This is a genomic window from Pseudomonas sp. LB3P81, from assembly GCF_054897965.1.
The window spans coordinates 3,319,667-3,346,054 of sequence record NZ_JBUBVG010000001.1; the positions used below are offsets into that span (position 1 = coordinate 3,319,667).

23 protein-coding genes and 1 pseudogene are annotated in these 26,388 nt (G+C 59.6%); 11 read left to right on the top strand and 13 right to left on the bottom strand.

The features are described 5' to 3' along the window. Positions 1-15: 15 nt before the first annotated feature. Positions 16-795: an N-acetylmuramoyl-L-alanine amidase gene (locus ACYZTL_RS15275; protein WP_461954315.1), complete on the top strand. Its 780-nt coding sequence runs from the start codon at positions 16-18 to the stop codon at positions 793-795. 75 nt (positions 796-870) lie between these two features. Next, complete coding sequence (locus tag ACYZTL_RS15280) at positions 871-2,484, top strand: EAL domain-containing protein (RefSeq protein WP_461952488.1); 1,614 nt, start codon at positions 871-873, stop codon at positions 2,482-2,484. 7 nt (positions 2,485-2,491) lie between these two features. On the opposite strand, the gene ACYZTL_RS15285 is transcribed toward ACYZTL_RS15280, so the two are convergent. Both ACYZTL_RS15285 and algB read right to left on the bottom strand, forming a co-directional pair. Next, positions 2,492-4,282, bottom strand: coding sequence for a KinB sensor domain-containing domain (locus ACYZTL_RS15285; protein WP_461952489.1), 1,791 nt, complete (start codon positions 4,280-4,282; stop codon positions 2,492-2,494). A 10-nt stretch (positions 4,283-4,292) separates the two neighbouring features. Then, positions 4,293-5,639, bottom strand: coding sequence for a sigma-54-dependent response regulator transcription factor AlgB (algB, locus tag ACYZTL_RS15290; RefSeq protein ID WP_461952490.1), 1,347 nt, complete (start codon positions 5,637-5,639; stop codon positions 4,293-4,295). 435 nt (positions 5,640-6,074) lie between these two features. Here algB and ACYZTL_RS15295 point away from each other — a divergent pair, with 435 nt between their 5' ends. The 5 genes and pseudogenes from ACYZTL_RS15295 to ACYZTL_RS15315 all read left to right on the top strand — a co-directional run bounded on the left by ACYZTL_RS15295 (position 6,075) and on the right by ACYZTL_RS15315 (position 10,258). After that, the gene (locus tag ACYZTL_RS15295) at positions 6,075-6,362 is read left to right on the top strand and encodes a hypothetical protein (protein WP_461952491.1); all 288 of its coding nucleotides are present in this window, start codon (positions 6,075-6,077) and stop codon (positions 6,360-6,362) included. 79 nt (positions 6,363-6,441) lie between these two features. Beyond that, positions 6,442-6,606: a DUF1328 domain-containing protein gene (locus ACYZTL_RS15300; RefSeq protein ID WP_003177151.1), complete on the top strand. Its 165-nt coding sequence runs from the start codon at positions 6,442-6,444 to the stop codon at positions 6,604-6,606. 2 nt (positions 6,607-6,608) lie between these two features. Continuing rightward, positions 6,609-6,731 (top strand): annotated as a pseudogene (locus ACYZTL_RS15305) (inhibitor of vertebrate lysozyme family protein); the annotation flags it as partial. 730 nt (positions 6,732-7,461) lie between these two features. After that, complete coding sequence (gene gltP, locus ACYZTL_RS15310; RefSeq protein WP_461952492.1) at positions 7,462-8,793, top strand: glutamate/aspartate:proton symporter GltP; 1,332 nt, start codon at positions 7,462-7,464, stop codon at positions 8,791-8,793. Positions 8,794-9,028: 235 nt separating this feature from the next. Continuing rightward, positions 9,029-10,258: a nucleoside recognition domain-containing protein gene (locus ACYZTL_RS15315; protein ID WP_461952493.1), complete on the top strand. Its 1,230-nt coding sequence runs from the start codon at positions 9,029-9,031 to the stop codon at positions 10,256-10,258. Positions 10,259-10,315: 57 nt separating this feature from the next. Here the strand turns inward: ACYZTL_RS15315 and ACYZTL_RS15320 are convergent, their stop codons facing one another. The 9 genes from ACYZTL_RS15320 to ACYZTL_RS15360 all read right to left on the bottom strand — a co-directional run bounded on the left by ACYZTL_RS15320 (position 10,316) and on the right by ACYZTL_RS15360 (position 20,799). Further along, positions 10,316-10,939 carry an ABC-type transport auxiliary lipoprotein family protein gene (locus tag ACYZTL_RS15320; protein ID WP_461952494.1) on the bottom strand — a complete coding sequence of 208 codons (624 nt, stop codon included), beginning with the start codon at positions 10,937-10,939 and terminating at the stop codon, positions 10,316-10,318. Continuing rightward, positions 10,936-11,874 carry an MlaD family protein gene (locus ACYZTL_RS15325; RefSeq protein ID WP_461952495.1) on the bottom strand — a complete coding sequence of 313 codons (939 nt, stop codon included), beginning with the start codon at positions 11,872-11,874 and terminating at the stop codon, positions 10,936-10,938. The genes ACYZTL_RS15320 and ACYZTL_RS15325 overlap by 4 nt, the downstream gene beginning before the upstream one ends. Before the next feature lies 1 nt (position 11,875). Continuing rightward, positions 11,876-12,679, bottom strand: a complete 804-nt coding sequence (locus ACYZTL_RS15330) for an ABC transporter ATP-binding protein (RefSeq protein WP_461952496.1) — start codon at positions 12,677-12,679, stop codon at positions 11,876-11,878. Then, positions 12,676-13,824 (bottom strand): ABC transporter permease, encoded by a 1,149-nt coding sequence (locus tag ACYZTL_RS15335; protein WP_461952497.1) that lies wholly within the window; start codon positions 13,822-13,824, stop codon positions 12,676-12,678. The genes ACYZTL_RS15330 and ACYZTL_RS15335 overlap by 4 nt, the downstream gene beginning before the upstream one ends. Positions 13,825-13,878: 54 nt before the next feature. Beyond that, positions 13,879-14,907 carry a DUF5924 family protein gene (locus ACYZTL_RS15340; RefSeq protein WP_461952498.1) on the bottom strand — a complete coding sequence of 343 codons (1,029 nt, stop codon included), beginning with the start codon at positions 14,905-14,907 and terminating at the stop codon, positions 13,879-13,881. Between the two features lie 264 nt (positions 14,908-15,171). Beyond that, positions 15,172-16,548: a M16 family metallopeptidase gene (locus ACYZTL_RS15345; protein WP_461952499.1), complete on the bottom strand. Its 1,377-nt coding sequence runs from the start codon at positions 16,546-16,548 to the stop codon at positions 15,172-15,174. A 118-nt stretch (positions 16,549-16,666) separates the two neighbouring features. Then, the gene (locus tag ACYZTL_RS15350; RefSeq protein ID WP_461952500.1) at positions 16,667-18,325 is read right to left on the bottom strand and encodes a Na/Pi cotransporter family protein; all 1,659 of its coding nucleotides are present in this window, start codon (positions 18,323-18,325) and stop codon (positions 16,667-16,669) included. 313 nt (positions 18,326-18,638) lie between these two features. Next, positions 18,639-19,406, bottom strand: a complete 768-nt coding sequence (locus tag ACYZTL_RS15355) for a TerC family protein (protein ID WP_461952501.1) — start codon at positions 19,404-19,406, stop codon at positions 18,639-18,641. 85 nt (positions 19,407-19,491) lie between these two features. Then, entirely contained in the window at positions 19,492-20,799 is a 1,308-nt protein-coding gene (locus tag ACYZTL_RS15360) for a CitMHS family transporter (protein ID WP_461952502.1), read from the bottom strand. A gap of 465 nt (positions 20,800-21,264) precedes the next feature. On the opposite strand from ACYZTL_RS15360, the gene ACYZTL_RS15365 reads away from it, so the two are divergent. Continuing rightward, positions 21,265-21,666: a GFA family protein gene (locus ACYZTL_RS15365; RefSeq protein WP_461952503.1), complete on the top strand. Its 402-nt coding sequence runs from the start codon at positions 21,265-21,267 to the stop codon at positions 21,664-21,666. On the opposite strand, the gene ACYZTL_RS15370 is transcribed toward ACYZTL_RS15365, so the two are convergent. Further along, the gene (locus tag ACYZTL_RS15370; RefSeq protein ID WP_461952504.1) at positions 21,667-21,993 is read right to left on the bottom strand and encodes a DOPA 4,5-dioxygenase family protein; all 327 of its coding nucleotides are present in this window, start codon (positions 21,991-21,993) and stop codon (positions 21,667-21,669) included. A gap of 84 nt (positions 21,994-22,077) precedes the next feature. Here ACYZTL_RS15370 and ACYZTL_RS15375 point away from each other — a divergent pair, with 84 nt between their 5' ends. Then, positions 22,078-22,743, top strand: a complete 666-nt coding sequence (locus tag ACYZTL_RS15375; protein ID WP_461952505.1) for an NAD(P)-dependent oxidoreductase — start codon at positions 22,078-22,080, stop codon at positions 22,741-22,743. Positions 22,744-22,823: 80 nt separating this feature from the next. Here the strand turns inward: ACYZTL_RS15375 and ACYZTL_RS15380 are convergent, their stop codons facing one another. Further along, complete coding sequence (locus ACYZTL_RS15380) at positions 22,824-23,774, bottom strand: choline sulfate utilization transcriptional regulator (protein ID WP_461952506.1); 951 nt, start codon at positions 23,772-23,774, stop codon at positions 22,824-22,826. A gap of 114 nt (positions 23,775-23,888) precedes the next feature. Between ACYZTL_RS15380 and betC the strand changes: the two genes are divergently transcribed. Both betC and choX read left to right on the top strand, forming a co-directional pair. Beyond that, positions 23,889-25,403, top strand: coding sequence for a choline-sulfatase (betC, locus tag ACYZTL_RS15385; RefSeq protein ID WP_461952507.1), 1,515 nt, complete (start codon positions 23,889-23,891; stop codon positions 25,401-25,403). Positions 25,404-25,419: 16 nt separating this feature from the next. Further along, positions 25,420-26,340 carry a choline ABC transporter substrate-binding protein gene (gene choX / locus ACYZTL_RS15390; protein WP_461952508.1) on the top strand — a complete coding sequence of 307 codons (921 nt, stop codon included), beginning with the start codon at positions 25,420-25,422 and terminating at the stop codon, positions 26,338-26,340. Positions 26,341-26,388 lie beyond the last annotated feature (48 nt).

The window sequence follows — 26,388 nt, forward strand, 5'->3', positions numbered from 1 at the left end:
GTACTGTCCTTTGCCATGAAATATCTTGCTCTCATCGTGTCGCTTCTGTTGGCCGGCTGTACCAGCGGCCCCCGGTTCGACACCAGCCATCCTTCGGCCAACCACGACAGCCGCATTCAATTCGTGGTGGTGCATTACACCTCCGCATCGCTGGAACGCTCACTGCAACTGCTGACCCACGGCGAAGTCAGCAGCCACTATCTGATTGGCGACGATAAGAACGCCACCATCTATAAGCTGATGGACGAAAACCTGCGGGCATGGCACGCCGGAGAGAGTGAGTGGGAGGGTCGGACTTGGTTGAACTCCAGCTCCATCGGCATCGAAATCGTCAATCCAGGATTCAAAGCACTTCCGACAGGAGGGCGTTACTGGTATCCCTACAGCGAAGCCCAGGTCCAGTCTTTGATCGTCCTGCTCAAAGACATCAGCAAACGTCACGCCATCAGCCCCCGCAGCATCATCGGCCATAGCGACATCGCACCGTTTCGCAAGCTGGATCCGGGGCCACTTTTCCCCTGGAAACGGTTGGCTGCCGAGGGCCTTGGAATCTGGCCGGACGAACAGGCCGTGGCGCGCCAACAAGCGCAGTTCGACGCTGAACTGCCAAGCATCAGCTGGTTTCAGGCACAGTTGGCTCGCCTGGGTTATGCCACACCGCAAACCGGTGAACTGGATGTTGCGACACGTCACGTGATTGCAGCTTTTCAGATGCATTTCCGGCCGTCCCGCTTCGACGGCTTGCCGGACGCACAAACGGCAGCGCTTCTTCAGGTGTTGAACAAGACAAAATAATGACGCCGCCCGACGGTTCGGGCTTTTTCCCAATCAGCAGCTATAACTCATTGGTAATTCTTCGGATATTCCAATATGCCTGCTGCTCGAGAGACGCTACGTAGCTGGTTCTATCGCCCCTGGTTTTTGGCGATGCTGGCTGCTGCCTTGAGCACTACATTGCTGATGGCGCTGAGCCTGTTCGGGGCCTTGCATCAGGTTGAGCAGAACGAAAGCCTGGAGATGAACGCGCAGGGTGAGCGCTTCCTTTTGCGCCTGGAGCAGTTGTTTGGGCAACTGCGCGAAAGCCTGGATGATCTGGAGGCCCAACCGCTGCGAACCTGCGACAACGAAATGATCGCCACTTTGCAGCAGGTCACCTTCAATTACCGCTTCGTTTACGAAGCCGTGTATATGGACGACTCAAGGATCTGCACCAACCGTCCGCGCCAGGAAGGATTATCGCTGACACGAGCACCGGACATTCAAGACCCCACCTACAGTTATTGGCTGAACACCACCACCGAACCCGATGAAAACCGGGCCGCACTCATGCTCGGGCGGGGCAATTTCCGTGTCGCGACCTCTCGCGGACATTTGACCGACATGGTCGACCTGTCGCCGGGCAGCAGTCTTTTGGTGATACTCGACCGCGGCACCCGCGCGATTCCGGTGCTGGGCGCCGCGCAAGACTGGCCACCGACCGAGCCTTGGCCACCGAAAAACAGCGATGCCTTGCAAGTCACTCAGACTCGCTTGATTTATCGCATGCCGACCAATAGCCCTGAATACCAATTGGTGCTGATCTCCCCGCGCACCGGCAGGCAAGTACCCGCCGCCTGGTGGTGGTTGCTGCCGGCCAGCGTGGCGCTGGGAGTGCTTGTGGGTTTTATGGTGTTTCTGCTGGTGCGTCAGCGACAGTCGCTTGACGCCGAATTGACCGGTGCGATAAGGCGAGGTGAGTTGCAGGTGTTGTATCAACCGATCTTCGACCTCGACAGCCGCAATTGCGTCGGGGCCGAAGCCTTGCTGCGCTGGCGCCGGCCCGACGGCACCCTGACCAGCCCCGACCTGTTTATTCCGATGGCGGAGAACACCGGTCAGATCCGCCAGATGACTGACTTCGTCCTGCAACGCCTGCTCGAGCAGCTTGGGCATTTGCTGCGAGCCAATCCGCAGCTGTACATCTCGGTCAACCTGGCGGCCTGCGATGTGATGGTGCCGCGTATCGGCCAGGTGATGGCGCGGCTGCTGACCTTGCACCGGGTCGCGGCCAAGCAGATCGCTTTTGAAGTGACCGAGCGCGGTCTGATCGATGTGGTAGTGGCCCGGGAAAACCTGCAAGCCTTGCGCGACGTCGGGCATCAGATATTGATCGATGACTTTGGCACTGGCTATTGCAGCCTCGCCTACCTGCAAACCCTGCCGGTGGATTGCCTGAAGATCGACAAGGCGTTTATCGATGCGCTGGGGCATGACGCCGCCAGCAGCGGCGTGGCACCGTACATCATTCACATGGCCCAGGCGCTGCAACTCAAAGTGATTGCCGAAGGCATCGAACATGAAGCGCAAGCGGCGTTTCTGAGCAGTGAAGGGGTGAAATTCGGTCAGGGCTGGTTGTTCGCCCATGCGTTGAGTGCCGTTCAATTCATCGAGCTGATTACCCGTGGTCGGCGACTGGCCGGACGACGACTGGATGACGAAGCGTAAACGTGCGTTAAACCGCCAGCGCCATGTAGAACTGAGTACCCTGCCCCGGCCGCGAATAGACGCCCATTCGCCCACCGTGCAACTGCACAATTTCCTTGCACAACGCTAGGCCAAGCCCCGCGCCACCCTTCTTGCGCCCGACCTGTACAAAGGGCTCGAAAATCCGCCCTTGCTGGCCATAAGCGATACCTTCGCCATTGTCCTCGACACTGATAATCACCCGCTCGCCGTGGCGTCGCGCCTGCAAGCGGATCTGGCCATCAGCGCCGGTATGGCGCAACGCGTTGTCGATGAGGTTATCGAGCACCCGCTCCAGTTGTGACTGATCGGCCTGTAACCACGGCAATGGCCCCTGCACTTCCACCAGCAAGTCGACGCCCTTCTCTTGCGCCGAATCGGCAAAACGCGAGCGGGCCTGCTCCAGCAATTCTTCGATGGAACATGGCGCCAGCGAAAGTTTCTGCAAGCCATTCTGGTAGCGTGAGAAGTTCAACAGGTCGTTTATCAACTGCATCAAGCGCTGCATTTCTTCATTCACGGTGTCCAGCAGATCGGCTTCTCGCGAGTCCTCGGCAAAATGCGCGCGCTCACGGAACAGGCCGAACGCCATGTGCATCCCGGTGACCGGCGTGCGCAGCTCATGGGAGGCGCGCAATACAAACTCGCTGCGCACCCGCTCGAAAGCTCGCTGTTCGGTGACGTCGTGCAACACCATCACGGCGCCCAGAATATGGCCCTGGGTATGACTGACCGGCGTCAGGCTGTAAGTGAGCAGCCGCGACTCTCCGTCAACCTCGACACTCAGGTCCTCAGGTGCCCGTTCCAGCGTGCCCCCGCGCAACACCAGTTTCAGCTGCTGATCCAGTTCGGGGCGTTCGAGCGCCGAGCCCAACCCTTGGCCGAGACGGTCGGTTTCCCAACCCAACTGGCGCTGCGCCACCGGGTTGAGGTGTTCGAGATGGCCATCGCGGTCGATCATCAACAGACCGTCGTCAATGCTGTCGAGTACCGCCTGCAAACGCTGCTGGCCCGCGAGCAATTCGTCGATATTGGTGGCCTGGTGCTGACGCAGTGCCTCGGCCATGAGCCCGAAGCGCTTGGTCAGCTGATTCATTTCCACTGCTGAGGAAATCGGCAGGGTCACCTCGAAGTTGCCTTGGCCGATGTTGTCGGCGGCCTTGGCCAGGGCTTCGATCGGCGCACCGAAACGTCGTGCGATCGCATGAGCGGTCACAAAGCCGATAATCAGCACCGCCAGCCCGACCAACCCGAGCAGGCCGGCAATCAGCAATGCCCGATCCCGGGCCTGGCGTTGCGTTTCATTGATGCTGTCCAGCGCGTGCTTGTGCTCAGTGATCAGACCGTTGCGCAACACGTTGAATTTTTCGGTGAGCGCTTCGTTGCCACTCAACACATGGGACGGATCGCGTGACAGGTCCAATGTCTGAAGAAAACTCAGGTAATCGTCTTTGGCTTGCAAGAATCCGTATTGGCCCCCCTCGCCGCCCTGATCATGGGCGATGCCTTCATCCAGCAGCTGAAAATAATGCTGCTTGGACGCTTCGAACGCCGCAGGGTCGGGTTTGTCACTCAGCATCAGAATCAGCTGGTCGCCCAGGGTCTGGCGCAGTTTGAGACCGATGTCCAGGGTGACGAAGTTGTTGCGCACCAGTGCTTCCTGGGTGCCAGCCATCTGCATCACACTGACCAGCCCGAGCATCAGCCCAAGCAGGGCAACGGTGATCAGTGCGGAAATACTCAGAAAAAGCCGAGTACGCAACTTCATCGCCAGTTTCATCGGGCAGGACTCACAGGTTGTACTGCTTGCGTTTGCGGTACAGCGTCGAAGCGTCGATGCCGAGCGTCTTCGCGGCCTGGTCCAGCGTGTCGGCGGTGGCCAGCACCGCGCCGATGTGGGCCTTCTCCAGTTCGTCCAGACTCAGCGCAGCACCAATGCGTGGCGCATTGTTGACCGGGGTCTCGGCCATGCCCAGGTGGCTGATCTCGACGCGCTCCTGTGGACAAATGATGCTCGCCCGCTCCACCACGTTGCGCAACTCTCGAATGTTCCCCGGCCAGCGGTAACTCAGCAGCGCTTCACGGGCCTCGTCGCTGAAGCCGCGCGCCGGTCGCGCGTATTCCTTGACGAAGCGAGCCAGGAAACGGTCAGCCAGGTTCAGGATATCCTCCCGGCGTTCGCGCAACGGCGGTAGATGCAAGGTGATGACGTTCAAGCGATAGAGCAAGTCTTCACGGAAACGACCGTCGCGCACCATGTCTTCAAGATTGAGGTTGGTGGCCGCCAGGATGCGCACATCGGCGCGGCGGGTCACGGGGTCGCCGACCCGCTCGTATTCCTTGTCTTGAATGAAACGCAGCAACTTTGGTTGCAACGTCAGGGGAAAATCGCCGATCTCGTCGAGAAACAGCGTTCCTCCGTCCGCCTGATTCACCCGTCCAAGCGTACTTTCGCTGGCGCCGGTGAATGCACCACGGCTGTGGCCGAAGAGTTCGCTTTCCATCAATTCGGCAGTCAGCGATGGGCAGTTGATGGTGACGCAGGATTTTTTCGCGCGCTTGCTCCAGCCGTGAATGGCCTGGGACAGTTCGCCTTTACCGGTACCGGATTCGCCGAGAATCAGAATGTTGGCATCGGTGCTGGCCACTTGGCGGGCGGTTTCGAGGACCACTTTCATCGCTGGGCTGTGGGAGTCCAGGCCGTCCTTGAGTTTGCGCACTTCACCTTCCAGCGCCTCCAGACGTGCCGACAGTTGCCGCACTTCCAGTTGCTTGGCGGTGGCCAGGCGCAATTGATCGGGGCTGCACGGTTTGACCAGATAATCAGCGGCTCCCGCCTGAATCGCGTCTACGGCGGTGTCCACGGCCGAGTGAGCGGTGACGATGACAACGCGCATCCACGGCGCTTGAATGCGCATCTGGGCCAGCACATCGAGGCCGTTATCCTCACCGAGGCGCAAATCGAGGAAACACAGGTCAAACACCTGGCGTTGCAACAACGCATCGGCCTGCGCCGCGCTATTGGCAGTGGCGACGCTGTAGCCCTCGTCTTCAAGGCAGTAACGGAAAGTTCGCAGGATGGCGGACTCGTCGTCCACCAGCAGAATGCGGCCTTGATGCTCGGTGGCTGATTCCATTTTCCTACGCTCCTTAAAGAATGATCTTGGTTTAGTCCCGGAAAAATCGGGCAAGTTGCATGGTTGATTCTGGTCGATTCCGACCGCATCAGGGTAGCTATCTGCTTCCCTGACGGCTAATCACCTGATTTGGATGTTTTTAAATCAGATCGCCGGTTTCCAGGCGCTCTCCGACTCCCTTTGAGACACCTGCGCCCTCCTCGCAATTCAAAAATTCTGAAAGCTCCTACAAATTTATCGTGCATTACGCACGACGCCAAAAGGGTCATCGTGCAGGATGCGTCCCATCCATTTTCCACATCGAAGATAAGATGTTGATTTAATTATATTTTTTCTCCTAAAAAAGCTGGCATGCAGGCTGCAATGGTCTGATTAACCAGGGCATCAAAACAGACGCCCTCAACCAGATCACCACAGTGTGGGAGGAGCTTCAGGATGAGTCGCCAACGTGCCGCCCAATTGCGTATCTCGCCACTGCATATCCAGCAAGGCCTGTTTGCTGTCCTGGCGCTCCTGATCACCTTGATTGGCGGCCAGCAGTTTCAACGCTGGGAGCAAGGCCAGCAGCCGGAAGCGCCACGTCTGTCGATCCAGCATCCGACCCAAACCCACTTCAGCGCCGTCAGCAGCACTTCCGCCGACAGCGCGCCGTTGCGAATGATGGACGTCGACCAGGCTCAGCCTGTGGGTGAGATGCCACGTCAGGAACATTGGGTGTTCTAGACACACGAACTTGGCGCACTCGATGCGCCGGGACATGCACCACAAGCATCACCTCTAAATAGAAGTAAGGAGAATCACCATGTTGAGCTGGGCAATCACATTCTTGATCATTGCCATCATCGCTGCAGTACTGGGCTTCGGTGGTATCGCGGGCACCGCCACGGGTATCGCCAAGATTCTCTTTGTCGTGTTCCTGGTGATGTTCATTGCTTCGTTCTTCTTTGGCCGTCGTGGTCGAGGTTGAAGATGAACGTTTCACTGAAAACGTTGGCAGCCGCCCTGCTCCTGGGCGGCAGTGCCATCGCGATGGCGGCCAATGATGGCCAAGCCATGCACGACCTGCTGATGGAACTACTGAAGAAAGATCCGAACGGGTACTGAATTTGTCACACGAAAGAAGCAGCATGCTTCTCTCCAATGCGCTACCTGAGGAAGGTAGACGCATGACCAAGGGGTCGGGACGTTCTGCCTGTTTCAGGGGCGGAGTGACCTACGGGTACAGGGAGTGCCTGCGCAAGGGCCGGGTCAGGTAAAGAGCTGCGACGCAAGTTCGCCGTCCAATCATGGGGCGACGGACTTGCGAAGAGCTTATGCGCGTAATGCGTTGCAATAGAGCGGACCACTCGGATTCGCTGCATCACTCTCCCATTCGCACGAATAAATCACCGGAAAATGCTTTCCCCGGTGTTTCTGCGTGACCGTACATCGAGAAAAATCGCTTGATTTTGCAGCGATTTTCTCGCCTTTCATTATCGGATTTTTCTGAAATACCCCGCCCGCACACAGGATCAAAAATCAGTCACCCTGCCCGGAAATGGCCGGTTCACGGCACGTATGCCTGCCGAAATGTCACATTCGAACCGTTTGCGACGTCAGTTTCAGTAAATAAACCTCATGCCGATTCGGCATAGGGTAGGCGTTTACGGCATTAGACGTCGCTCCCTTGCATCGGAATAGTTGCGCCTTTTTTCGCCTGCCAGAGAGCCATAAATACTCGCTCCGGGGCACCTTATACGGGGGTAGATGCACAAGACTTTTTCGCCAAAAGCGTTCCAGTTTCCTGCATCTGCCCGATTCAAACGCAAGTAAGGGTAAAGATATGAAGAAGGCAAAGCTTAGCCTCGCCTGGCAGATCGTCATCGGTCTGGTATTGGGGATAGCAATCGGTGCGCTGCTCAACCATTTCAGTGCCGAAAAGGCCTGGTGGATCAGCAACATCCTGCAACCAGCAGGCGATATCTTTATCCGTCTGATCAAGATGATTGTGATCCCGATCGTGATCTCGTCGTTGATCGTCGGTATTGCCGGCGTCGGCGACGCGAAGAAACTCGGCAGCATCGGCCTCAAGACCATCATTTACTTCGAGATCGTCACCACGATCGCCATCGTCGTCGGCCTGGTGCTGGCCAACGTGTTCCACCCGGGCGCCGGCATCGACATGAGCACCCTGGGGACCGTGGACATTTCCAAGTACCAGGCGACGGCCGCCGAGGTACAGCATGAACACGCGTTCATCCAGACCATCCTCAATCTGATCCCTTCCAACATCTTCGCGGCCATGACCCGCGGCGAAATGCTGCCGATCATCTTCTTCTCGGTGCTGTTCGGTCTCGGTCTGTCGAGCCTCAAGCCCGAATTGCGCGACCCGCTGGTGACGATGTTCCAAGGCGTTTCGGAAAGCATGTTCAAGGTCACTCACATGATCATGAACTACGCCCCGATCGGCGTTTTCGCACTGATCGCGGTGACCGTGGCCAACTTCGGCTTCGCGTCCCTGCTGCCGCTGGCCAAACTGGTGATCCTGGTTTACGTCGCCGTCGCCTTCTTCGCCTTCGTGGTGCTGGGCCTGATCGCTCGCCTGTTCGGCTTCTCGGTGATCAAGCTGATGCGCATCTTCAAGGATGAGCTGGTCCTGGCCTACTCCACCGCCAGCTCCGAAACCGTGCTGCCACGGGTCATCGAGAAGATGGAAGCCTACGGCGCGCCAAAAGCAATCTGCAGCTTCGTGGTGCCGACCGGCTACTCGTTCAACCTCGACGGTTCGACCCTGTACCAAAGTATCGCGGCGATCTTCATTGCCCAGCTGTACGGCATTGATCTGTCGATCAGCCAGCAATTGCTGCTGGTGCTGACGCTGATGGTCACCTCCAAAGGCATCGCCGGCGTACCGGGTGTGTCCTTCGTGGTGCTGCTGGCCACTTTGGGCAGCGTGGGTATTCCGCTGGAAGGCCTGGCGTTCATCGCCGGTGTCGACCGCATCATGGACATGGCGCGTACCGCACTGAACGTGGTCGGCAACGCCCTGGCCGTGCTGGTCGTCGCCCGTTGGGAAGGCATGTACGACGATGCCAAGGGCCAGCGCTACTGGAACTCGCTGCCGCACTGGCGCAGCAAGGAAAAACTGCCGGTTGGCGAAGTTTCCAGCAACTAATGCAAAACCCTGTGGCAAATGAACTCTGTGGTGAGGGGATTTATCCCCGTTGGACTGCGTAGCAGTCCCAATTCTGGGGCCGCTTCGCACCCCAACGGGGATAAATCCCCTCGCCACAGGTCGCTCCCACAGTGATCCGTGCCAGCCGTTACAAAACAAACCCCGGAGAAATCCGGGGTTTGTCGTTTCTGGCTACCCCGCTATCATTCGCCCCATTCTTTGGGGGATTTAACTGATGCTCAATGGCCTGTGGCTTGGCTTCTTCATCGTCGCGGCCGTATCGGCGCTGGCGCAGTGGCTGATCGGTGGCAATGCCGGGATTTTCGCGGCGATGGTGGAAAGTATTTTCGCCATGGCCAAGTTGTCGGTCGAGGTCATGGTCCTGCTGTTCGGCACCCTCACCCTCTGGTTGGGTTTTCTGCGGATTGCCGAAAAGGCCGGGATCGTCGAATGGCTGGCCAAAGCGCTGGGTCCGTTGTTCCTGCGTTTGATGCCGGAAGTGCCGGCCGGTCACCCCGCCATCGGCCTGATCACCCTGAACTTCGCCGCCAACGGCCTGGGCCTGGACAACGCCGCCACGCCGATCGGTCTCAAGGCCATGAAATCCCTGCAGGAACTCAACCCCAGCGACACCATTGCCAGCAACGCGCAGATCCTGTTCCTGGTGCTCAACGCCTCCTCCTTGACCCTGCTGCCGGTGACGATCTTCATGTACCGCGCGCAGCAAGGCGCGCCGGATCCGACGCTGGTGTTTCTGCCGATCCTGCTCGCCACCAGTTGTTCGACACTGGTGGGGTTGCTGTCGGTGGCGTTCATGCAGCGCCTGCGCCTGTGGGACCCGGTGGTGCTCGCCTATCTGATCCCCGGTGTCCTCGCCCTCGGCAGCTTCATGGCGCTGCTGGCGACGCTCTCGGCGACCGCTCTGGCCGGCTTGTCCTCGATCCTCGGCAACGTGACGCTGTTCGGGCTGATCATGCTGTTCCTGGTGATCGGTGCGCTGCGCAAAGTGAAGGTTTATGAGGCGTTCGTCGAAGGTGCGAAAGAAGGCTTCGACGTGGCCAAGAATCTGCTGCCATACCTGGTGGCGATGCTGTGCGCGGTGGGTGTGCTGCGGGCGTCCGGGGCGCTGGATTTCGGCCTCGACGGGATTCGGCATCTGGTGGAGTGGGCCGGTTGGGACACGCGCTTCGTCGATGCGCTGCCGACGGCGATGGTCAAGCCGTTCTCCGGCAGCGCGGCCCGGGCGATGTTGATTGAAACCATGAAGACGTCCGGCGTAGACAGCTTCCCGGCGTTGGTGGCGGCGACGATTCAGGGCAGTACGGAAACGACGTTTTATGTGCTGGCGGTGTATTTCGGCGCGGTGGGGATTCAGCGGGCACGGCATGCGGTGGGGTGTGCGTTGTTGGCTGAGCTCGCCGGCGTGCTGGGCGCTATCGGCGTTTGCTACTGGTTCTTCGGCTAACCACAAACCCCCTGTGGGAGCGGGCTTGCTCGCTCCCACAGGGGGTTTGTGTCGGGTTCAAGGTCGGGGAGGCGGCGCGACTTTCTGGCCTTGCTCCACCGCCCAACTCACCACCTGCGCCGTCAACTGATCGCTCGCCTGGCCAAACCCGACCACCACCGACGGCACCTTCACATCGCTAAGCGGCTGGCGCACTTCAAAGCGGCGGCTGGCGAGAAGGCGCTGGTCGTAACCCCTCACCAACAATGCGTCCAGTCGCACGACTACGCTGGCAGCAGTGCCTTGATACTCGGTCTGAAACGCTTGCAGGTTGCCGCCCAATTCCAGATCCGCCTGGAAATTGCTGTCATCAGTGCTCAACAACGACACCCGACCGTCACGCTGGAAACCATCGAGCAGACGATTGCGCAGCAGCACCGGCGCCGGGTCGCTCCAGCGGGAAGCCTTGTAGCTGCTGATCAGATCGCCTTGAGGAATCACGGCGATGTGCGGACTGTTCAACGCCTCGCTGGCCTGCGGTTTGGTCAGGCGCAGCGACCAGCGTTGCAGCGTACCGTGGCCGGGAGAAACGCTCTGGGCCGAAGGCAACCGATACACATCGGACGGCTCGGACTTCGGCAGGATCGAACAGGCGCTGGTCAACGCAAAAGCGCCGAGGAGGGCAGCGTGACTCAGCTTCATGGCGTGAACTCCTTGTTCTTGTCATTGCCCAGCAGGTAACCGCTGGGGTTGGCTTCCAGGCGCTGGGAAATCGCGCGCAATGACGTCAGGGTATCGCGCAACTCACGCACCGCCGGGGCCAGACCATTGAGGCCCTGCATGCCGCTGTTGAGGGAATCCTGATTGTTGGTGAGCAACGTGTTGATCGTCGCGCTGCTTTGTTCCAGCGACTTCATGGCTTGCTCGGCGCTGCCGAACATCTGCTTGCCCTGATCGTTAAGCATGCCGTTGGCGTTGCGCATCAGCGCCGAAGTCTGCTCCAGCATCGCGCCGGCCTGCTTGCCGACCGACGCCAGTTGCTGCATCGCCTGACGAATGTCGCCGCGCTGATCGGCGATGGTGCCGGTGGTTTGTTCCAGATGTTCAAGTGTTTTGCTGATGCGCTCGACGTTCTCCGCGGAAAACATCTGATTGGCGTTGTGCATCAAGACGTTCACGCCGGCCATCAAATCGTTGCTGTCGTTGAGCAGCCGGGCGATGGGTGAGGGCGATGCGATGATGGTCGGCAGATCGCCGTCCTTGCCCTTGAGCGTCGGGCTTTGCGGCGTGCCACCGCTGAGCTGGATGATTGAAGTACCGGTGATCCCGGTCAGCGCCAGTTTGGCCTGGGTGTCTTCCTTGATCGGCGTATCACCGCCCAGGCGAATCCGCGCCAGCACGCGCCGTGGGTCTTTCGGGTCCAGGCGCAACGTCACCACGTCGCCGACCTTGATCCCGCTGTACTGCACCGCGCTGCCCTTGGACAGGCCACTGACCGCCTCGTTGAAAACGATTTCGTAATCCTTGAACTCGGTGTCGACGCTGGACTTGGCCAGCCACAGGCCGAAGAGCAGGGCGGCTGCCACCACAATCACGGTGAACAGGCCGATCAATACATGATGGGCTCGGGTTTCCATCTCAGACCTCATTCAACTGTTGAGCGGCCGTCAGCGCCGCGCGGCCGCGAGGGCCATGGAAGTATTCGTGAATCCACGGGTCATCGGTTTCCGAGACCTTGTCGATGACGTCCGCCACCAGCACTTTCTTCTGCGCCAGCACCGCCACGCGGTCGGTGATGGTGTAGAGCGTGTCGAGGTCATGGGTGACCAGAAACACACTCAAACCCAACGCATCGCGCAGGGTCAGGATCAACTGATCGAAGGCCGCCGCGCCAATCGGGTCGAGGCCGGCGGTGGGTTCGTCGAGGAACAGGATGTCCGGGTCCAGTGCCAACGCCCGGGCCAGCGCCGCGCGTTTGATCATCCCGCCGGACAGCGAAGCGGGGTACTTGTCGGCCGCCGACAGTGGCAGCCCGGCGAGCGCCAGTTTGACCGCCGCCAGATGCTCGGCATCGTTGCGGCTCAGGCCAGCGTGTTCGATCAGCGGCAGGGCGACGTTTTCGGTGACGGTCAGCGAAGAGAACAGGGCGCCTTTCTGGAACAGCACGCCGAAACGCCGTTCGACCATCGAGCGCTCGTGTTCGGATAGCGTCGGCAGGTTTTTGCCGAAGACCTTCACCACGCCTTCGCTGGGCTGGCGCAAGCCGACAATGCTGCGCAGCAGTACCGATTTGCCGCTGCCGGAGCCGCCGACCACGGCAAGGATTTCGCCCTTGTACAGATCGAGGTCGAGGTTCTCGTGCACGCTCTGACGGCCAAAACGATTGCACAGCCCACGGACTTCGATCACCGTCTCGGAGGGCGCTCGGGGTAGACGACTCACCAGCCCATCTCCATGAAAAACATCGCGGCCACGGCGTCGAGCACGATCACCACGAAAATCGACTGCACCACACTCGACGTGGTGTGCGCGCCCACAGACTCGGCGCTGCCGCTGACCTTGAAGCCTTCAAGGCAACCAATGGCGGCGATAAGGAACGCAAAAATCGGCGCTTTGACGATCCCCACCAGAAAGTGCTGAATGCCGATGTCGGTTTGCAGCAGCGAGAGGAACATCGCCGGCGAGATATCCAGCGCCACGGCACAGACCACGCCGCCGCCAACGATCCCCGAGAGCATCGCCAGAAAGGTCAGCATCGGCAGCGCCACCAGCAGCGCCAATACGCGCGGCACCACCAGCAACTCCATCGGGTCGAGGCCCAGGGTGCGAATGGCATCAATCTCTTCGTTGGCCTTCATCGAGCCGATCTGCGCGGTGAAAGCACTGGCGGTGCGGCCGGCCATCAGAATCGCGGTGAGCAACACGCCGAATTCGCGCAGGAAAGAGAACGCCACCAGGTCCACGGTGAAAACGCTCGCACCGAAACTCGCCAGTACCGTTGCCCCGAGAAACGCCACCACGGCGCCCACCAGAAACGTCAGCAGGGCGACGATGGGCGCGGCGTCGAGGCCGGTTTGTTCGATGTGCGCGACCATTGGTGTGATGCGCCAGCGCTTCGGGCGAAATAATCCGCGGGCGATGGTTTCCAGGATCAGGCCGACGAATCCCAGCAGTTGCAGGGTGTCCTGCCAGACGGCATCCACCGCGCGGCCGATGCGGGTCAGCAATTGAATGCCGACGCCGATTTCCGGTTCCTTGATCGGCACGCAGAAATCGGTCATCGAGCAATAAACGGTCTGCAACAACGCACGATCGGCGACGGACAACGTGCAGCCGGGATGTTCGGCGGATTTACCGAGGCGGTCCGAACCGAGCAATTCCACCAGCAGCGATGCGCCAGCGGTGTCGAGCGCGCCGAGGCCGTTGAGGTCGATGTGAGTTTTGTCGTCGTATTGGCCGCGGAGCTTTTCGCTCAAATCCTTGAGGTCGGCGTAATGGGCGAGCGTCCAGTCACCCATGACCCGCAATTGCGCAGGGGTGTGCGAGGTGTCCATCAAGGCACTGCCGGGCATTGTGCTGCTGGTCATAAGCTCCGTGCTTGTTCGGCTGATACGCAGAGCTACGTAATAGCACGAACCGCATTACTTTTCTTTGATCGGCGTGCTGTCCGTGATCTTGAAGCGCAACACACCGATCAACTGGCCGTCCTCGGTCAGCACACGGACCTGCCAGTCACCCGCCGGGTTGCCGGGGAAGTTCTGCTTGTGGGTCCAGGCCCGATAGCCTTCCTTGCGCCCGCCGTGGATGTCCAGCGCGATGCGGTCGACTTCTTTACCGTTGAACTGCCAGACGTGGTAAATCCGCTCGCCGAGACCGCGTGGGGCGTTGATCGCCGTGTAGGCGTACAGGCCGTCTCCACGGATCTGCTCGACGCTGACTACTTCCAGGCTTTTGCCTGGCGTGCGGTCCTGCATCTGGGTACTGATCGCCACATCGGTCATCCACAGCGTGGCCGGCGGTACCCACGAGCGCAGCACCCAACCCACGCCGCCGATGCCGACGGTGATGCTCAGAATGGCCAGCGCGTTGCGCACCGTGCGGATCGGGAAGATCGACGCCAGGCTCGGGAACGACAGGACGACGGCCGTGCCCAGGGCGAGTTTGAAGCTCTGGGACGTGGTCAGGTGCAGGATGACGGGCAGGGCGGTCAGCAGCGCGGCAAACAGCGTCAGCGTGTGCAGCGCCAGGAACGCCCAGCGCCGGGGTGCCAGCCATTTGTAGTAGAGCGGATCAGTGATGGAAATCAGCGCGGCGATGCCCAGCAGCCCGGTGAAAAACAGCTGGCCGCTGTTCCACGTGGTGGTGATGAAAAAGAACGGCAGGACGAAGAACAGACTTTCCTGGTGAATCATCTGCGTGGCGTAGCGCAGCAACGGCTGGGGAATTTCCCGTTTGAAGATTCGGGTGAAGAGCCTGGTGAGGCTGTTTTCCAGCATCAGCCAGATCCAGCTCAACATCATGATGATGGTGATCCAGGTCGCCAGGCCTTGCTGACGATCCACCAGCATGAAGCTGCCGACACCGGAGATGAAACCGAAGAGCGCAATGACCCCTGGATAGCGCTTCATCAATTCGAGGATGCGCTGTACGAACAAGGTCAGGGTAGGCATTCGGCGATTCACAGTAGTCGTGGGAAAAATCCCCGACAGGTTACCGCTGAGGAGGGCGCTGTGGCGAGCGTGCCAGTCACTTTGCCAAATACAAAAACCTGATTGGAAATCTTATTGTGGTGAGGGGATTTATCCCCGTTCGGCTGCGAAGCAGTCGCAAAACCTGTGAATGCGGTGAGTCTGACTTTCATTTTCGGGGCCGCTTCGCGACCCAACGGGGATAAATCCCCTCGCCACAAAAGCTCCCTCGCTACAGGGGAACGGTTACAGTCTGCGATGGATTCGCCAAGCCAGCAGCACTAGCACGAACATCCCAAACACCCCGGCAATCGCCCACATCACCTGGTCATAACTCATCAACGGCTTCTCGATCCGCAGATAGCCCGGTTGCAACAGCAACTCACGCATGGCCTTGTTGGCCTCTGCCAGCGTCACGCCCTGCAGTTCCCTGGCCGGGTCTGCGAAACGACCATCCTCGTAGTCCCCCAGCGCGCTCCAGTAGTAATCGGCCAACGCGCTGTTGCCCTGCACGGCCCAGGCCTGACGGGCAATGGCGGCCTGCTTGAGGCGGTTGAAGGTGTCGGCGTCCAGGCCGTCCTTGAGCAACCCGGCCTTCAATTCATCCAGTACTTGCTCCGCCTCGGGCACATCGTCGCGCTCAAGGTCGGCGTTGAGGCTCATGAAACCCACACCGCCAAACAGCTCTCGTTCGGCCGAAGGGCCGTAGGACAGACTGTGCGCCAGGCGCAACTGGCGATAGAGCGCCCAGTCCAGATAGTCCTTGAGCAGGTCGAAGGTTTCGTCGTGCTGGTCTTCCAGCACCGGCTCCGGCACCAGCCAGTGCAATTTCGCTCCACCGCCGACGAAGCCGTGACTCAACGTGCGCTCATGGGCTGCGCTGGTCTGGATTTGCGGTAGTGGCGGGTGATCGGTCGGGGCAACCGCCTCAAGTGCGCCCCAGGCCCGTTCCAGATAGGCCGGCAGCAAGCGGTCGAGGTCGCCGACCATGATCAGCGTCATGTTGTTCGGCGCGTACCAGGCTTTGCGTACCGTCTCAAGTTGTTCGCGGGTCAGGTGATCGACCTCGGCCCGCTCCGGGCACTTGAGCCCCAATTCCACTGCAAGCTGATTGCTCGCCGTGTGGCCCAGGTCCTGACGATCCAGCCAGCGTTGCAAGCGTGAGTAGTGGCCGCCGTCCTCGCGCTCGACCACTTGCTTGGCGGCGTTGATCGCGTTGTCGTCGATTCGGGTCTGGGTCAGCAGCGCCAGCAGCAGGTCGAGGACCTTGCGCTGGTTTTTCGCCGGCGCTTCGATGACGAACGTGGTGTCGGCGTTGCTGGTGTAAGCGTTCCACTCACCGCCGAGCGCCTGCATGCGTTCTTCCAGACCGCCTTCGCCAGTGGCGTCGATGCCGCTGAACAGCAGGTGTTCGAGCAGGTGCGGCAGCTCCTTGTCGGCGCAGCTGAAATCATCGATACCGACGCCGACCACCAGCCGAATCGCTACGTGCCCGCGTTCGGTGCCGGGTTTGAGCAGCATTTGCAGGCCGTTGGGCAGCGTATAGCCCTCGACCTGAAAGCGATCCAGGGCAAACGAAGGAAGTGATCCTAGCAACAGGCAGGCGAACAACAGACAACGCATAACGAGTTTCCGTACGGCTTATTGGAGATCCGTGTCGTCAGTCAGGGCCTCTTCGACTTGCTCGCGAAGAGGCCTTCAGGCTGAACCAATGTTACTGACTGACCACACTGCCAGACGTTCAAGGCGAATGCGTGATGTCAGCCAAATCGTCGACGACAAGCGCACCGGTGTCAGACGTTTCCAGCACCACATACGCACTGCTGCAGAACAACGAATTCAAGCGCTTCATGTCGGCGATCAGCTCCAGGTGCAGCGAACTGGTCTCGATACTCTGCACGATCTTACGTTGCAACCGGCTGACATGAGCATGGGCCAGGCGGCGTTCCTGCGCGCGAAAGCGACGTTTCTCACGCAGCAACTGGCGGGCACTTTCCTTGTCGGCGCTGAGGAACACCGACAATCCCAGACGCAAATTGGAAATCAGCTGACTGTGCAGCCCCGCCAATTCGTCCAGCCCCACCTCGGAAAAAGACCGGCGCTGCGAGGTTTTCTGCTGTTGCACCTTGCGCAGCATGCGTTCAATCAGGTCGCTGGCGAGTTTGAGGTTGATCGCCAACTCGATGATTTCCGCCCAGCGCCGACTGTCGTGCTCGCTGAGGTCTTCGCGGGGCATCTGCGCCAGATAGAGCTTGATCGAACTGTAGAGCGCTTCCACATCATCGGTCAGGCGGCGCATTTCCTGGGTGACGGCGGTTTGCTTGCCTTGCAGCACGTCGAGCATGGCGACGAGCATGTTGTCGATCAGATCGCCGATGCGCAGGGTTTCCCGGACGGCGTTGGCCAGCGCCAGGCTGGGAGTCACCAGCGCCGTCGGGTCAAGGTGCCGCGGTTTGGCGGTGCCGTTGATTTCCGGCCGCTCCGGCAGCACCCACGCACAAAGCCTGGCCATCGGCCCGACGCTTGGCAGCAGGATCAGGCAACGCGTGGTGTTGTAGAGCAGGTGGAAGCCGATGACCATTTCCTGTGGGCTGAAATCCAGACTGTCGATCCAGTGCACGAGCGGGTCGAGCACCGGAACGATCAGCAACAGGCCGATCAGCTTGTACAGCAGACTCCCGAGCGCCACCTGACGGCCCGCGGCGTTCTGCATGCTGGTGCTCATGAACGCCAGAATGCCGCTGCCGATGTTGGCGCCGATCACCAGGCCGATGGCCACAGGCAAGCTGATGACACTGGCACCGGCCAGCGTCGCGGTGAGCAGGACGGCGGCCAGGCTGGAGTAGGAAATCATCGCGAACAGAGCGCCGACCAGGGCATCGAGCAGGATGTCGCCGGTCAGCGAGGCGAAAATCACTTTGACCCCTTGGGCGTGGGTGATCGGCGCAGCCGCTTCGACAATCAGTTGCAGCGCCAGAATGATCAGTCCCAGACCGATGGCCACGCGGCCCATCTGCCCGAGCCGCGTCTGTTTGCGCGACAGGAAAAAAATTACCCCTATGAAAATCAGCAGCGGCGACAGCCATGACAAATCGAACGTCAGGACCCGCGCCATCAGCGCCGTACCCACATCGGCGCCGAGCATGGTCGCCAGCGCCGGCATCAGCGCCATCAGGCCTTGACCGACAAAGGACGTGACGAGCATGGCGGTGGCGTTGCTGCTCTGGACCATGGCGGTCACGACGATCCCGGCGACGAACGCCAGCCAGCGCTTGGACATGTTCTGGCCGATCACATGGCGCAGGTTGGAACCGTAGACCCGAAGAATGCCGGTTCGGACGATGTGCGTGCCCCAGATCAACAAGGCCACGGCAGATAGCAAATTGAGCAGGGTGAGCATACAGGCCCCCTGTGGTGGTAGCGCCCCAGAGGGGCAAGTTGACGGTGCCGCGCGACTTTCTACGTTGTGTACTTAAGCTGTAGTTGGCTAACGGTCTGGGCGCCAGCATTGCACAGCTAAAGAACCGATTGAAACAAAACTGTCATGAACACAGCTTGATGCAGACAACGAAAAAGGGACCCGAAGGTCCCCGATTCATGTAGGAGCGAGCTTGCTCGCGATGGTCGTTAACGAAAACGCATATTTACAGAATAAACGCGGCGCCCTCCAGTCCATCGCGAGCAAGCTCGCTCCTACAGTTTTTACATTCGGCTTACTGCCCCGGAATGTCCTTGCGCAGTTTCACCGGATCTTGCTGCTTCTTCTTTTTTAGCATCGCGGTACGCATCTTGATGTTGATCGCTTCCACCGCCAGGGAGAACGCCATGGCGAAGTAGACGTAGCCTTTCGGTATGTGCGCATCGAAGGATTCAGCAATCAGCACGGTACCGACCAACAGCAGGAACGACAGCGCCAGCATCTTCAGCGACGGGTGTTTGTCGATGAACTCGCTGATGGTGCCGGAAGCCCACATCATCACCAGCACGGCCACAACGATCGCCGCGACCATCACCGGTACGTGGGAAACCATACCGACAGCGGTGATTACCGAGTCCAGCGAGAACACGATGTCGATGATTGCGATCTGGATGATGGTGTAAAGGAAGTTGCCGCCCTTGCCGCCCGGCTCCTCATTGGTTTCGTCTTCACCTTCCAGCGCGTGGTACATCTCTTGCGAGCTCTTCCACAGCAGGAACAGACCACCGAAGAACAGGATCAGGTCACGCCCGGAAATTCCCTGGCCGAACAGCTCGAACAGGTCTGCGGTGAGGCGCATGACCCAGGTGATCGAAAGCAGCAACAGGATCCGGGTGATCATGGCCAGCGCCAGGCCGAAGATTCGGGTGCGCGCCTGCATGTGTTTGGGCATGCGGCTGACCAGGATCGAAATCATGATGATGTTATCGATACCCAGGACGATTTCCAGGGCGGTCAGGGTAAAGAAGGCAACCCAGATTTCAGGGTTGGTCAGCCATTCCATGTGTATTCCTTTGAGCGAGTGTTAAACCAGAACGGGCCCGGGCTTCAAACAGCAAAGCCTGGACCCGTTGTGGTGAGTCTTGGGCTTATAGAGTGCTGAACAGCGGAAAAATCCCCATCAGCAATGCGGCGACCAGTATGCACATGCACACCAGCACTGCCCACTTCAGGGTAAAGCGCTGATGGTCACCGAAGTCGATACCGGCCAGGGCCACCAACAAATAGGTCGATGGTACCAGCGGGCTCAGCAAGTGGACGGGCTGACCGACGATCGAGGCACGTGCCATTTCAACCGCGGTTATACCGTAATGACTGGCGGCTTCGGCAAGTACTGGTAACACGCCGTAATAAAAAGCATCGTTCGACATGAAGAACGTGAACGGCATGCTCACCAGCGCGGTGATCACGGCCAGGTACGGGCCGAGGAAATCCGGGATGACCGCCAACAGGCTCTTCGACATCGCATCGACCATGCCGGTGCCCGACAGGATACCGGTGAAGATGCCCGCCGCGAAGATCAAACCGACCACCGCCAGCACGCTACCGGCGTGAGCCGCGACGCGATCCTTCTGCTGTTGCAGGCAAGGATAGTTGACGATCATTGCAATACTGAACGCCACCATGAACAGCACCGGCATCGGCAACAGGCCGGCGATCAGGGTGCACATCAGTGCGAACGTCAGGGCGCCGTTGAACCAGATCAGATTCGGGCGACGGGCATCCGGGAACTGCGAAACGCTGATTTCGCTGTGGTCGATTTCATCACCGACCAGATGCAGTTCACCCAGACGCGCACGCTCACGTTTGCCGTAGAAGTAAGCGATGGCCAGGATGGCCAGGACACCGGCAGCCATCGCCGGAATCATCGGTACGAAGATGGCCGAAGGGTCCACGTGCAACGCACTGGCCGCACGGGCGGTCGGGCCGCCCCATGGGGTCATGTTCATCACGCCACCGGCGAGGATGATCAGGCCGGCCATGATCCGCGGGCTCATGCCGATGCGACTGTAGAGCGGCAGCATGGCGGCCACGCAGATCATGTAAGTGGTCGCACCGTCACCATCGAGGGAAACGACAAGCGCCAGCACGGCGGTGCCGACCGACACTTTCAACGGGTCGCCCTTGACCAGTTTGAGGATCTTGCGCACGGCCGGGTCGAACAGGCCGGAATCGATCATCAGGGCGAAGTAGAGAATGGCAAACATCAGCATCACGCCGGTCGGCGCAAGCTTGGTGATGCCTTCGAGCATCATCGGGCCGATCTTCGGCGCAAAACCGCCGAACAGGGCGAAGACGATCGGGATGATGATCAGGGCGATCAGCGCGGAAAGGCGCTTGGTCATGATCAGGAACATGAACGTGATGACCATGGCGAAGCCAAGGAAAGTCAGCATGGGAATACTCCAGGCGTAGCGCGGCTAGGGAATGGGCGAACCGGGTGGGTCAGCGCAGAACGGGAAGCACGAGGCGTACGGACGGAGTTGTAGCGAAGCGGCGGGTAGCAAAGGACATCAGGGTCACCATTGTTGTTGTTAAATGGGCCGTGCGAGCGATAAAACACTGGCATTGGCCACCGGTCTGTTGCCGGCAGTGGGGGCGATCCTAATCGGGGAAGCTTTCACCCAGCTTTCGACGATGAAAGCATTGACCGGATGTGTGACCGACCGTCGGACTGGGGCAGGGAGGTAGACCGGGTTGAGCCCTTCGCGAGCAAGTCGAATCGTCGCACCGCCGCTCCCACATTCAAACTCGGTCGCACACAAATTCTGTATTCACTGAAGATCTAATGTGGGAGCGGCGGTGCGACGATTCGACTTGCTCGCGAAGGCGTCGGTACATACGCATCAGGAGGAAACAGCATGGCCAACATTCACACAGGCGGCTGCCACTGCGGACATCTTCGCTATCAATTCAAAGGTCCGCTGCACGACATCGCCCACTGTCACTGCTCGATTTGCCGCCGGGTCAGCGGCGGGATCGTGACCACCTGGATCACCGTGCCCGCATCGACCTTTGAATGGCTGAAAGGCACACCGGCGCAGTACGCGTCGTCATCCAGTTGCGTACGATATTTCTGCCCAAACTGTGGGGCGCAACTCGCGCTGGTGACACACCTCAGTCCGCAGAGCATCGACGTGACCATCGCCACCCTCGATCATCCCGAGCAGGCCCCGGCCGAGCGGCACATCTGGACGGACAGCCGTCTGCCGTGGCTGCACCTGGACGAGCACCTGCCGGGTGAAGCCGAAGAAACCCTGTGATCAAAAGATAGACAGATCCAGTGGCCGAATTGCGCCCATCCAGATCGCATGTTCGGTGTGGTCGAGCAGATCGTCGCCGGTGTCCGGGTGCAGGAACACCACCAAACCCTTGCGGTTGAGTGCCAGCCACGGCAACACGTCGCCGATGAGTTCGGGGCCGAACGCCAACTGGCAGCTCCAGTCCGGGTGCGGCCCCACCGGGCGTTCGTGTACGCGGCCCATTTTCAGCGGGAACAGGTGCGCCGCTTGCTCACACAACGTGCGCGCCTGATCAATGCCGGTGGCGTCGAAATACACATGGGCGTGATAGCCCTTGATCCGTTGCATTTGAATCCCTCTAACTCCCGGTCGAACCCTCACCGCTTCCCACAGGTCAAACGCCATATACGCAGGAAAGTGTGGAGCTCAGCCATGAAAAATGCCGAAACCCCGGTGGTAAAAGTGGTGCTGTATGGTGCCATGAGTAGCCTGGGCAGTGCGCTGATGGCTGAAATGCTGCGGCGCCAACATGAAGTGATCGCGATTCTCGACGACCTGACGGCGCTGGCGCCGCGCCCCGGTCTGCGCGCCAAGACCGGTGATCTGTTTGACGCCGAGCGAGTAAAGCAAAGCGTGGCGGGTTGCTCGGCGGTCATCTGTCTATTGGACGCACCGGGGTTGCCGTTCAACAGCGAGCACGTGGAAAAAACCATCGTGCCGGGCCCGGTCGAACAAGTACTGGCCGTCGATGCGCTGATAGACGGCATGCAGGCTGCGGGCATTGCCAGATTGTTTCTGGTGGGCGATTTCGAAGTGCTGGACGATCCGGAGATTGAAGATCAACTGGAACGCCACGCCGCCGAAGAAATCCGCGAGGCCCTGCAAAGCAGCGCGTTGCACTGGACGATGGTCAATGCGCCTCGCGGCGGCGCGGGGCTGACGATCGAGCATTTCAGTCAAGTCAGCAGCAGCCTGGAACCGGGGCTGGCCGAACCGCTTCAGCGGTTGAGCCGCGTCGCGACGGGGATTGCCGATGAACTGCACTTTAACCTTCACGTTGGCGAACACGTGAATTTCGTCGCAACTTCGGAACAGTAAAAAGATCGCAGCCTTCGGCAGCTCCTACAGAGGAACGCATTCCAGGGTAGGAGCTGCCGAAGGCTGCGATCCTTTTGCTTTCACACCGCAATCGAGGGCAAAGGCAGGCCATTAAGCGATTGCGCACTGCTGGCCTGCTCGGCCATCAACCAATCCACAAACTGTTGAATCAATGCCCCGCGCCGTTTGCGTTGGGGCAAGACCACGTAATAACCCAGCCGGGACATCACCGTGTCAGCAATCGGTCGACACAACAAACCTTGCGCGAGCAAGTTATCCACAAGGTGCCGCCAGCCAATCGCCACACCCTGACCGCCAATCGCCGCTTGAATCAACAAGGTGTAATTGTCGAAACGCAATTGCCCGGGCGCTGGCGCCGACGTGATCCCCAACTCGCGAAACACGCCGCTCCAGTCGAACCAGTTGCTGCTGTTTTCGCCGCGCAAGTGCAGCAGCGGAAATTCCAGCAGCGACTGTGCAGGCAAGGGCAGGGGACGGTCCTTCACCAGCAGCGGACTGCACACCGGAAACACTTCTTCGCTGAACAGCCAATGGCTTTCGCCCTGCTTAAAACGCCCGTCGCCAAACAGCACCGCCACATCAATGTCGGTGCGCAGCATGTTGAGGCTGCGTTCGCTGGTGACCAGGCTGACGTCCACTTGCGGATTGGCGGCGTGAAAGCGGTGCAGACGGGGCATCAGCCAATAGGCGGCGAAGGCAAAATCGGTGGCGACTTGCAACACTTCATGCTGATGTTGTGCGCTGATTGCGCTCAACCCTGCGTCGATATTCTGCAAACCGAGTTGAACCTGCTCGAAAAGAATCGTCCCGAACTCAGTCAATTCAATGCCGCGATAAATGCGATCGAACAACCGTGTGGCGAGCTGATCTTCCAGCCGCTTGATCTGCTGACTGATCGCCGGTTGCGTGGTGCCGAGTTCAACCGCCGCCGCAGTGAAGCTGCGCTGGCGCGCCGCCGCTTCGAAGGCACGGAGCAGATCAAGGGACAAATCACCCAGAGCGTCATACATAAGCTGTGCTTATCCTAGTCATTGCCTGGCATGGGCTTTACCATAAAGTACATGGACTCCATGCTCGATCGCAGCACTCTCGCATAAATATCCACTATGGAATGCCGCGATCACATGAAGCGCAAGAATATTCTTTTCATCATGGCCGATCAGATGGCCGCGCCAATGTTGCCGTTCTACGGCCCTTCGCCTATCAAACTACCGAATCTCAGCCGCCTCGCCGCCGAAGGCGTGGTGTTCGACGCTGCTTATTGCAACAGCCCACTTTGCGCGCCATCGCGTTTTACCCTGGTCAGCGGTCAGTTGCCGAGCAAGATCGGCGCTTATGACAACGCGGCCGATTTCCCTGCCGATGTGCCGACCTACGCCCACTACCTGCGTCGCCTCGGCTACCGCACCGCACTGTCCGGCAAGATGCACTTCTGCGGCCCGGACCAGCTCCACGGTTACGAAGAACGCCTGACCAGTGACATTTACCCGGCCGATTACGGCTGGGCGGTGAACTGGGACGAACCGGATGTCCGTCCGACCTGGTATCACAACATGTCGTCGGTGCTGCAAGCCGGGCCGTGCGTGCGCACCAATCAGCTGGATTTCGACGAAGAGGTGGTGTTCAAGGCCCAGCAATATCTGTTCGACCACATCCGTGAGGATGGCGACCAGCCGTTCTGCCTGACGGTGTCGATGACTCACCCACACGATCCGTACACGATTCCCAAGGCTTTTTGGGATATGTATGACGATGCTGACATCCCGTTGCCCCAAACTCCGTCGCAAACCGAACTCGATCCACACTCCCAGCGTTTGCTCAAAGTTTACGACCTATGGAACAAGCCGCTGCCTGTGGATAAGATCCGCGATGCGCGCCGCGCGTACTTTGGAGCGTGCAGCTATATCGACAGCAACGTCGGCAAACTCCTGCAAACACTCGAAGAAACTGGCCTGATCGAAGACACCATCATCGTCTTCTCCGGCGACCACGGCGACATGCTCGGCGAGCGCGGGCTCTGGTACAAAATGCACTGGTTCGAAATGGCCGCACGCGTCCCCCTGTTGATAAGTGCTCCGGGGCAGTTCGGCACAGGACGGGTCAGTGCAGCGGTTTCCACTGCCGACCTGCTGCCGACTTTCGTCGAGTTGGCCGGCGGCTCGCTGGAGCCGGGCCTGCCACTGGACGGCCGCTCGCTGGTTTCGCACTTGCAAGGGCAGGGCGGTCACGACGAAGTCTTCGGCGAATACATGGCCGAAGGCACCATCAGCCCGTTGATGATGATTCGTCGCGGCGCGTACAAATTCATCTACAGCGAAGACGACCCGTGCCTACTCTTCGACGTACACAACGACCCGCGGGAGCAGGAAGAACTCAGCCATTCGCCGCAACATCGCCCCCTGTTCGACGAATTTCTTGCCGAAGCCCGGGCCAAATGGAACATCCCGGCGATACACCACCAGGTGCTCGCGAGCCAGCGTCGTCGGCGATTTGTCGCCGACGCGCTGACCATCGGCAAGCTGAAGAGCTGGGATCACCAGCCGCTGGTGGACGCCAGTCAGCAATACATGCGCAACCACATCGACCTCGACGACCTGGAGCGCAAAGCACGTTATCCACAACCCTGCCAAAACCAATAATGTGAAGGGGAAGTCCATGCAAAAGTTATCCACAGTACTGACGGTCGGGCTGCTAGCCCTGGGCAGTGCGTCGGCGTATGCCGATCAGAGCTGCGAGACGGTGAAAATGGCCGATCCTGGCTGGAGCGACATCGCCGCGACCAACGCCATCACCGGGTTTCTGCTGGACGGCATGGGCTACAAGGCCAAGGTCGACACCCTCGCGGTGCCGATTACCTTAGGCGGTTTGAAGGATGGCCAGGTCGACGTGTTCCTGGGTAACTGGATGCCGGCTCAACAGGGCTTCTACGACAAATTCGTGGCCACTGGCGACGTCACGCAACTGGCGAAGAACCTCGATGGCACCGAATTCACCCTGGCCGTTCCGGATTACGTGTGGGACGCGGGTGTGCATAACTTCGCCGACCTGAACAAATTCGCCGACAAGTTCGACAAAAAGATCTACGGCATCGGCTCCGGCGCCCCGGCGAACATTTCGCTGCAAGAGATCATCAAGAAGAACGACTTCGACATGGGCCAGTGGAAACTGGTCGAGTCCAGCGAGCAGGCGATGCTGGCCGAAGTGTCTCGCGCCGTGAAGAAGCAGAAGTTCGTGACCTTCCTCGGCTGGACGCCACACCCGATGAACGTGCAGCTGAAAATGCATTACCTGAAAGGTGGCGAGAAATATTTCGGCGACACCGGCAGCGTTCATACCCTGACCCGCAAGGGATACGCCGAGGCTTGCCCGAATGTTGGCAAGCTGCTCACCAACCTGAGTTTCACCCAGGAGATGGAGAACAGCATCATGGCGGATGTGGTGAACAAGAAGGTCAGCAATGCGGACGCGGCCAAGGCGTGGATCAAGGCAAATCCGGCGGTGCTGGATAAGTGGTTGGAGGGTGTGAAGACCGCGGACGGGAAGGATGCGTTGCCGGCGGTGAAAGCCAAACTCTAACTTCCCGGACCTTTAATACAGTTCACCAACTTGTGGCGAGGGGATTCA

Bases quoted from the DNA above. Each gene is read 5' to 3' on its own strand.
- ACYZTL_RS15325 (WP_461952495.1), bottom strand. From the start codon at position 11,874: ATGGAAACCCGAGCCCATCATGTATTGATCGGCCTGTTCACCGTGATT.
- ACYZTL_RS15300 (WP_003177151.1), top strand. From the start codon at position 6,442: ATGTTGAGCTGGGCAATCACATTCTTGATCATTGCCATCATCGCTGCA.
- gltP (WP_461952492.1), top strand. From the start codon at position 7,462: ATGAAGAAGGCAAAGCTTAGCCTCGCCTGGCAGATCGTCATCGGTCTG.
- ACYZTL_RS15350 (WP_461952500.1), bottom strand. From the start codon at position 18,325: ATGCTCACCCTGCTCAATTTGCTATCTGCCGTGGCCTTGTTGATCTGG.
- ACYZTL_RS15340 (WP_461952498.1), bottom strand. From the start codon at position 14,907: ATGCCTACCCTGACCTTGTTCGTACAGCGCATCCTCGAATTGATGAAG.
- betC (WP_461952507.1), top strand. From the start codon at position 23,889: ATGAAGCGCAAGAATATTCTTTTCATCATGGCCGATCAGATGGCCGCG.
- ACYZTL_RS15360 (WP_461952502.1), bottom strand. From the start codon at position 20,799: ATGCTGACTTTCCTTGGCTTCGCCATGGTCATCACGTTCATGTTCCTG.
- ACYZTL_RS15375 (WP_461952505.1), top strand. From the start codon at position 22,078: ATGAAAAATGCCGAAACCCCGGTGGTAAAAGTGGTGCTGTATGGTGCC.
- ACYZTL_RS15315 (WP_461952493.1), top strand. From the start codon at position 9,029: ATGCTCAATGGCCTGTGGCTTGGCTTCTTCATCGTCGCGGCCGTATCG.
- ACYZTL_RS15335 (WP_461952497.1), bottom strand. From the start codon at position 13,824: ATGACCAGCAGCACAATGCCCGGCAGTGCCTTGATGGACACCTCGCAC.
- ACYZTL_RS15345 (WP_461952499.1), bottom strand. From the start codon at position 16,548: ATGCGTTGTCTGTTGTTCGCCTGCCTGTTGCTAGGATCACTTCCTTCG.
- algB (WP_461952490.1), bottom strand. From the start codon at position 5,639: ATGGAATCAGCCACCGAGCATCAAGGCCGCATTCTGCTGGTGGACGAC.
- ACYZTL_RS15380 (WP_461952506.1), bottom strand. From the start codon at position 23,774: ATGTATGACGCTCTGGGTGATTTGTCCCTTGATCTGCTCCGTGCCTTC.
- ACYZTL_RS15355 (WP_461952501.1), bottom strand. From the start codon at position 19,406: ATGGAATGGCTGACCAACCCTGAAATCTGGGTTGCCTTCTTTACCCTG.
- ACYZTL_RS15285 (WP_461952489.1), bottom strand. From the start codon at position 4,282: ATGAAACTGGCGATGAAGTTGCGTACTCGGCTTTTTCTGAGTATTTCC.
- choX (WP_461952508.1), top strand. From the start codon at position 25,420: ATGCAAAAGTTATCCACAGTACTGACGGTCGGGCTGCTAGCCCTGGGC.
- ACYZTL_RS15370 (WP_461952504.1), bottom strand. From the start codon at position 21,993: ATGCAACGGATCAAGGGCTATCACGCCCATGTGTATTTCGACGCCACC.
- ACYZTL_RS15295 (WP_461952491.1), top strand. From the start codon at position 6,075: ATGAGTCGCCAACGTGCCGCCCAATTGCGTATCTCGCCACTGCATATC.
- ACYZTL_RS15280 (WP_461952488.1), top strand. From the start codon at position 871: ATGCCTGCTGCTCGAGAGACGCTACGTAGCTGGTTCTATCGCCCCTGG.
- ACYZTL_RS15365 (WP_461952503.1), top strand. From the start codon at position 21,265: ATGGCCAACATTCACACAGGCGGCTGCCACTGCGGACATCTTCGCTAT.
- ACYZTL_RS15275 (WP_461954315.1), top strand. From the start codon at position 16: ATGAAATATCTTGCTCTCATCGTGTCGCTTCTGTTGGCCGGCTGTACC.
- ACYZTL_RS15320 (WP_461952494.1), bottom strand. From the start codon at position 10,939: ATGAAGCTGAGTCACGCTGCCCTCCTCGGCGCTTTTGCGTTGACCAGC.